Annotated in this window: 7 protein-coding genes and 1 tRNA gene; 4 read left to right on the forward strand and 4 right to left on the reverse strand. The window is 65.3% G+C overall.

Annotation, left to right across the window (positions count from 1 at the left end; all coding sequences use genetic code 11):
* Positions 1-78: 78 nt before the first annotated feature.
* Positions 79-1029, forward strand: a complete 951-nt coding sequence (locus AC1D34_RS10370; RefSeq protein WP_441487912.1) for a hypothetical protein — start codon at positions 79-81, stop codon at positions 1027-1029.
* 84 nt (positions 1030-1113) lie between these two features.
* Here the strand turns inward: AC1D34_RS10370 and AC1D34_RS10375 are convergent, their stop codons facing one another.
* Positions 1114-1581 carry an Hsp20 family protein gene (locus tag AC1D34_RS10375; protein ID WP_441487913.1) on the reverse strand — a complete coding sequence of 156 codons (468 nt, stop codon included), beginning with the start codon at positions 1579-1581 and terminating at the stop codon, positions 1114-1116.
* Between the two features lie 193 nt (positions 1582-1774).
* Here AC1D34_RS10375 and AC1D34_RS10380 point away from each other — a divergent pair, with 193 nt between their 5' ends.
* Complete coding sequence (locus AC1D34_RS10380; RefSeq protein WP_476824186.1) at positions 1775-2830, forward strand: alpha/beta hydrolase; 1056 nt, start codon at positions 1775-1777, stop codon at positions 2828-2830.
* On the opposite strand, the gene hisN is transcribed toward AC1D34_RS10380, so the two are convergent.
* On the reverse strand, positions 2735-3517 hold the full coding sequence (hisN, locus tag AC1D34_RS10385) for a histidinol-phosphatase (RefSeq protein WP_069879102.1): 783 nt from the start codon (positions 3515-3517) through the stop codon (positions 2735-2737). The genes AC1D34_RS10380 and hisN overlap by 96 nt on opposite strands.
* A 340-nt stretch (positions 3518-3857) precedes the next feature.
* Entirely contained in the window at positions 3858-4778 is a 921-nt protein-coding gene (locus AC1D34_RS10390; protein WP_476824187.1) for an N-formylglutamate amidohydrolase, read from the reverse strand.
* 255 nt (positions 4779-5033) lie between these two features.
* Between AC1D34_RS10390 and cpdR the strand changes: the two genes are divergently transcribed.
* Both cpdR and AC1D34_RS10400 read left to right on the forward strand, forming a co-directional pair.
* Positions 5034-5393 carry a cell cycle two-component system response regulator CpdR gene (cpdR, locus tag AC1D34_RS10395; RefSeq protein WP_038363805.1) on the forward strand — a complete coding sequence of 120 codons (360 nt, stop codon included), beginning with the start codon at positions 5034-5036 and terminating at the stop codon, positions 5391-5393.
* A 131-nt stretch (positions 5394-5524) separates the two neighbouring features.
* Positions 5525-5599, forward strand: a tRNA-Val gene (locus tag AC1D34_RS10400).
* A gap of 253 nt (positions 5600-5852) precedes the next feature.
* Here the strand turns inward: AC1D34_RS10400 and AC1D34_RS10405 are convergent.
* The coding region (locus AC1D34_RS10405; protein ID WP_476824188.1) for a serine hydrolase domain-containing protein at positions 5853-6820 on the reverse strand (968 nt) is incomplete at its 5' end.

Genomic DNA, 6820 nt, shown 5'->3' on the forward strand with positions numbered 1-6820 from the left:
CTGATTGACGCCGCATGGGTGCCGTAATCCCTAAGGAAGACTGAAGCCCCCGTTCGGTCCGTTAACAAGGATGGAGATATGGCTTCTGTTTCGACCGCGCGCTCGCGCGCCGCGCTGATCGGCCTGGCTGTTGCCGGCGCGCTGGCGGGCTCGGCCGGTGGAGCCGCCGCGCAGTATTATTACGACTATGGCTACGAATATGTGCCGCGTCGCGCTTATGGCTATGGTTACGGCTATCGCTATGCGCCGCCGCCTGCGCCGTTGTCTTCACGGAGCATCGCCGAGATCGCCATCCGCGAGCACAGACTCGCCCAGGTCGACCGCACCACGCGCACCGAGTCCGATTTTGTGGTCGATGGGCGCATGGCGAATGGCCGGCGCGTACGGCTGATCTTCGATCGTTTCAGCGGCGATCTCGTCCGGCGGGTGAACCTGCAGACTCCTGAACGAATGAGGGGACCCGCCCCGGATGTCGCGCGCGTCGATCCGCGTGAGCATGCCCCGGCTCAACCGCGGTTGCTGCCGCTCCCGCCGGAGCGCCCCGATTCGCTCAAGGCTCCGGCTGAGGCGAACGCGCCTGCCCAAGTCGTTCCGGCGTCCCCGGCCGCACCGATGCCGGCTCCTGAACCGGAGAAGGCGCCAGCTCCCCCCGCCGAGGCGAGCGCGCCTGCAACGGTCATGCCCCCGTCTCCGGCGGCGCCGACACCGCCAGCCGAACAGGCAAAACCTGTCGAGCAGGCTCCTGCCCAGGCTCGTGCGCCAGCAACCGAGGCTCCGTCCACGCCGGCAACACCCGTCGCGCCGACGCCGGGCCCGACCACGCCATCCGGCGAGGAGAAGCCGAAGCTGGTGAACCCCGACGATGTTCGCGGAACGGAGACTCCCGAGCACAAGCCGCCGCTTGCGAAGGCTGAATCGCCCGAGATCAAGGCTTCGCCGGTCGAGCTGCCACCGGTCCAGATCGAGGATCCGGCGCCCTCCACACCGCGCCCGGCGACGCCTGCCGTTCCGGTCGCGCCTCTCGACTGAGAGACGATCGCCAATTCCAGGCGTGAAAAGGGCGCCCCCGGAAACCGGGGGCGCCCTCTGTCTGCCAGCCCTGGGCTGGGCGTGTTACGCGGCCTTAGAAACCTTGGCCTCGAGCACCTTGGCGGGTTTGCCGCCGATGGCGATCTGGCGCGGCTTCTTGGCCTCGGGAATCTCGCGGACGAGATCGATATGGAGCAGGCCGTTCTCGAGGCTCGCGCCGGTCACCTGGACATAGTCGGCGAGCTGGAAGCGGCGTTCGAAGGCGCGTGCGGCGATGCCCTGATGCAGGACTTCGCGCTTCTCGGCGCTTTCGGAAACCTGCTTCTCACCGCGTACGGTCAGGGTGTTTTCCTTGCTTTCGATGGCAAGGTCGCTGTCGGAGAAGCCGGCGACCGCGATGGAGATGCGGTAGGCGTTCTCGGCAGTGCGCTCGATATTGTAGGGCGGATAGGTCGGCGCGGTTTCAGCGCTGGTCGCCTGGTCGAGCAGGTTGAACAGACGATCGAAGCCAACGGTCGAGCGATAGAGCGGGGAAAGATCGAAGTGACGCATGATGTCCTCCAGAAGAAGCGACGTTTGGTCGAGCCTGCCTCGTCTTGAGCACAGGCCCCATTCAGGTTCACGCAGCCGGTATCGGCCTGCGTGACCAGGAATTGGGGAGCGATTTCAGCTTTTCAAGAGCCGCCTCGAGCGGGCATAACCGAGGGCATCCGCCCGGGACTGTCGCCGCGATTCGGAGCGCCTGATGGCCGAGGCCGAGCTTTTTTCCCTCCCCGACTACCCGGTTCCCGGGCATGGCAAGGTCTGGCTTGCCCTGGCGCGCGACGGAGCCAGGCTCCGCTTCGCGAGCTGGCACCCGACAGTAAAGCGAGTGCGTGGTACCGTCGTGATCATCCAGGGGCGCGCGGAGTTCATCGAACGCTACAGCGAGACGATCGCCGAGCTGCGCCGCCGCGGTTTCCACGTTCTCGCCTTCGACTGGCGCGGCCAAGGCGGTTCGCAACGCTTCGTCTCGCGTGAACGCAAGGGGCATGTCGGCCGTCTGCGGCATTACGAGACCGACCTCGCACTTGCCATGGCGGAAATGCAGGCCCGGCTGCCGCGTCCCTATTTCGTTCTGGCGCATTCGATGGGGGCGGCGCTGTGCCTCGACGCCGCCCGGCGCAACGCATTGCCGGTCTCGCGACTGGTCGCGCTCGCGCCTATGCTCGGCCTCTCCATGGTCGAGCGGCCACGGGCGGCTAGCTATCTCGCAAGCGTGCTGTACTKGCTCGGCCTCGGCAGCGCCTTCGTGCCTGGCGGCGGTGACACGGCGATCGCGACCAAGCCATTCCAGGGCAATCGGCTGACGAATGACCCCGTCCGCTATGCCCGGAACGCCGCGCTTTCAGCTGCGGCGCGCCAGCTGAGCATCGGCGATCCGACCGTCGGCTGGGTCAGGACCGCGTTCCGGTTGATGAACCGGCTGGCGGCTCCCTCGGCGCCTCTAGAGGTCAGGGTGCCGACGCTGGTGATCGCAGCCGGGCGCGACCCGGTGGTCTCGACGCCTGCAATCGAGCGCTTCGCGGCGCGGCTGAAGACCGGTTCGGCATTGATATTGCCGACTGCGCGTCACGAGATCCTGATGGAAACGGATGCCGTCCGCGCGCAGTTCTGGGCGGCCTTCGATGCATTCATTCCCGGCGAAGCGATCGCCGGGGCCGGCTCAGCCGGCGAGCAGGGCGAGGGCGGCCTGATGCAGCGTCCTGTTGGCGGCGGCGATGATGCGTCCGCCCTTGGCGGCACTGCCGCCATCCCATGAGGTGACGATTCCGCCGGCGCCTTCGACGATCGGGATCAGAGCGACGATGTCATAGGGTTTCAGCCCGCTCTCGATGACGAGATCGACATGGCCCGAGGCCAGCATGCAATAGGCATAGCAATCGCAGCCGTAACGGGCGAGGCGCACCGCGCTTTCGACGCGCAGATAGGCTTCCTGCTCGGCACCTTGAAACAGTTTTGGGCTGGTGGTCATTACCGTCGCGGTGGCCAGCTCGCCGTTCTGGCGCGTGCGCAGCACCCGTGGCCCGCCCGGACCCTCATAGCGTGCCTGTCGGCCGTCGCCGGAATAGCGCTCGCCGGTGAAGGGTTGGTGCATCATGCCGTAAACCGGAACGCCCTCGCGGGTCAGGCCGATCAGCGTGCCCCAGACCGGGATGCCGGAGATGAAGGCACGGGTGCCATCGATCGGGTCGAGCACCCAGACATATTCGGCCTCACCGTTCTCCGTGCCGAACTCCTCTCCGAGCACGCCATGCTCGGGGAAATTGCGCTTGATCAGGTGGCGCATCACGTTCTCGCCGGCGCGGTCGGCCTCGGTGACGGGATCGAACACGCCGCCGCAGGACTTGTCCTCGGTCGCATGCTTGGCGCGGAAGAAGGGCAGGATCGCCTGGCCGGATTGGGTCGCGAGTTCCGCGACGAAGGCGCCGAAATCAACCGCACTCATCTTTGCTCTCCGGAGCTGCGCTATGCTGCGCAGCRAAAATGCAGGATCCAGCCTGCTCGCTCGGTTCTTCTAGCGGCGCTCGTCGTCGGAAAACAAGGAATCTGACGGAAAATCAGCAGTTTTGGATTGCGTGCGGCGCATGGCTCATAAGATTTTCGATAAAGGAGCTTGCTTTTTTGCGCTGCACAGTCATATTGTGCACTGCGAAGGGGCGATCACCTCAAGCCTTCGTTTGCCCTCCTTGGGCGTTTCCTCCCTAGACTTGGGCCGCCACGAAAGTGCGCGGCCCTTTTTTCTGCGCTGCGCCGATGCCGTCATCGCAAGCCTCTGAGAAAACAGGCTATTCCGCAGCTTCGCGCCAATCGTCGAGCCAGCCGCTCCAATGCGCGAAGCACTCCGCCATGGCGGTGCCGATCGCCTGCTCCAACTCTGCAAAACCGGTATGCGGCTCCAGGGTCGCTTCGTTCATGTAGAGGGACCGGTTGATCTCGATCTGCAGGGCATGCACGCCTGAGGCCGGAGCGCCGTAATGTTCGGTGATGAAGCCACCGGCATAGGGGCGGTTGCGCGTGACGCTGAGCCCACGCCGACGAAAGGCTTCCTCGGCGATGTCGATGATGTAGCCGGCGGCGCTGGTGCCGAAGCGGTCACCGAGAATCACATCCGACTTGGCGAGCCCGTCGCGGTCGAGCCCGGTCGAGGGCATCGAGTGGGCGTCGACCAGAATGCAGGTGCCGAAGGCGCCTTGCGTGCGCTGGACCAGGCTGCGCAGCCCGGCATGGTAGGGGCGATAAAGCTCGTCGATCCTGGCGAGTGCTTCCTCCACCGGAATCTTGCCAAAATAAATCTCGTGCGCGTCTCCGACGATGCGTGGAATTGTGCCGAGCCCCCCCGCGACCCGCATCGAGCGGGTATTGGCGAAGGCGGGCAGGCGGCCGTCGAACATGCGCGGGTCGAGCTCATAGGGCTCGCGGTTCACATCGAGAAAGGCACGCGGAAATTCGGCCACAAGCAGCGGCGCACCAAGGGCGACCGTCTGCGCGAAGAGCCGGTCGACATAGGCATCCTCGGAGCGGCGCAGCGAGCGCAGCGGCAATCGTGCTCGCTCCACGAAGCCGGGAGGGTAGCGACGGCCGGCATGCGGCACGTCGACCACCACCGGCACGACCTGGAGCGGCGGCTGATAGAGGCTGAAGGGGCGCTCGATCTCGACGACGATGTCGGCGGCTTCAGCAGAAAAATTACCGGACGAGATGGTCATGCACGAGGACTGAAGCACACATTGCCGAGCGGATGAAGCGATCTTGAATTCGGCGCTGAATCGAACATCGCGTTCACGCCTTGTTTACCATGTTGGCGCGTTATACTGCGATAGTGTTCCAAGCGCTCCGGGCAGGCGATAACGCTTCGGCGCGTTGGCTCGGAATGCCGAATCGGGCGAGACGAAACAGAGAAGGGGTTGTCCGGGGTGGGCGGCCTCTATCGATAGGCCGAACGGGACGGACGAAGCAGGCCCATGACCAAGATACTTCTCGCTGAAGACGACAACGACATGCGCCGCTTTCTGGTCAAGGCCCTGCAGAATGCGGGCTACGACGTGGCGTCGTTCGATAATGGGCTTTCAGCATATAATCGCCTGCGTGAAGAGCCCTTCGAACTGCTGCTGACCGACATCGTCATGCCGGAGATGGACGGCATCGAGCTGGCGCGGCGCGCCACCGAGCTCGATCCCGACATCAAGGTGATGTTCATCACAGGTTTCGCTGCAGTTGCGCTCAACCCCGATTCCCAGACGCCGAAGGACGCAAAAGTGCTGTCGAAGCCCTTCCATCTGCGCGAGCTGGTGAACGAGGTCGAGAAGTTGCTCGCAGCCTGAGCGCTTTTTGCAATCAAGCGTCTTGCAAGGCGCGAAATGAGCGGCTATAGCCCGCTCAACCTCGCAACAGGGACACGCCGCAAGGCCGAACCTGTTCCGACTGCCAGGGCAGATTATCGTCACGGCATGACGGGCGCGTAGCTCAGCGGGAGAGCACTACGTTGACATCGTAGGGGTCACAGGTTCGATCCCTGTCGCGCCCACCATTTCACAAAACCCGGATATCGCTTTGAAGAGCGGTATCCGGGTTTTTGCGTTTGGTGCCTCAATGGCAAGGGCAGCCGCGATGTCCGAATGCCGTCTGATACGCGGCAGGGGGCTCCGCCCATCCCTTGAGGGCGGACGGCGCGAATCACTGCCGCCCATGCTTTGAACCGGTCTCCGCCGGGCTCAGGCGGGGACCTGCGGCTCCACCGTCCACAGGGCCCGGTCAGGGCGACCAGCCGTCGGCAAACCCGCCTAGCGGGCCGCTGCGAGCATGCGATCGACGAAGCCGTCGAGGGCGGATTTGTCGATCCAGCGCAGCACCGCAACGAGATCCTGCGTGGGATCGAGCCAGATTGCGTTGACGCCGGCACCAAGCGCGAAGACGGCCGTGGCGGGAACATTCGGCCGGGCCGCCGCGCCCCGGTTGAGCCACCAGAGATAGCCGTAATTCTCGAGCGTGGGTGAAGGCGACAGCATGTCGTCGATCCAGGCCGGCGATAGCAGCTCACGGCCAGCCCAGGCGCCACCGCGCCCTACGAGCAGGCCCAGCCGGGCGTGGTCGCGCGCGCTGACGAAGAGGCCGCCGCCCCAATGGCCGCCGCCGGGCACGGACTGCACGCTCCGGCCGTCGATCTCGACCGAGGAATTGCGGTAGCCCTGCCACTCCCAGCCTTGCGAGGCCCCGATCGGGTCCATGATGCGCTCGCGCAGGACCTCGGGCAGCGGCTTGCGGAAGCGCTGCAGCAGGCAATAGGCCAGCAGGTTCACCCGTACGTCATTGTACTCGTAGTGGCTGCCCGGTGGCTTGAGGGCGCGCTGCTCGCCCTTGCGGCTGTTGTCGGCGCCCGGCCCGATCTGCCGGTTATGATCGACCTGGTCCGACTTGCCGAAGATTTCCCCCTGCCATTCGCTCGATTGCTGCAGGAGATGGCGCCAGGTGATGGTCGCATTCTGCGCGCCCTCGAACCAGGGACCGTCGACGGTTTTCGCCACCGGCTCGTCGACATCGCGAATCAGTCCGTCGGCGACGGCAAGCCCCGCCAGCACGGCGATATAGCTCTTCGCGATGGAGAAGGTCATGTCGGCGCGGGCCGTGTCGCCCCACTCGGCAACCAGGCGGCCGCCCCGGAGGATCAGGCCGGCCGGACCGCCGCGCTCCCTGACCGGGCCGACGATCTCGCTCCAGGGGCCTGACTCGTTCCATTCGACGAGGCCGACAT

It is taken from the genome of Allobosea sp. P1_A7 (assembly GCF_056406775.1).

Coding starts and splice junctions, on each gene's coding strand:
- AC1D34_RS10370 (WP_441487912.1), top strand. CDS start 79: ATGGCTTCTGTTTCGACCGCGCGCTCGCGCGCCGCGCTGATCGGCCTG.
- AC1D34_RS10375 (WP_441487913.1), bottom strand. CDS start 1,581: ATGCGTCACTTCGATCTTTCCCCGCTCTATCGCTCGACCGTTGGCTTC.
- hisN (WP_069879102.1), bottom strand. CDS start 3,517: ATGAGTGCGGTTGATTTCGGCGCCTTCGTCGCGGAACTCGCGACCCAA.
- AC1D34_RS10390 (WP_476824187.1), bottom strand. CDS start 4,778: ATGACCATCTCGTCCGGTAATTTTTCTGCTGAAGCCGCCGACATCGTC.
- cpdR (WP_038363805.1), top strand. CDS start 5,034: ATGACCAAGATACTTCTCGCTGAAGACGACAACGACATGCGCCGCTTT.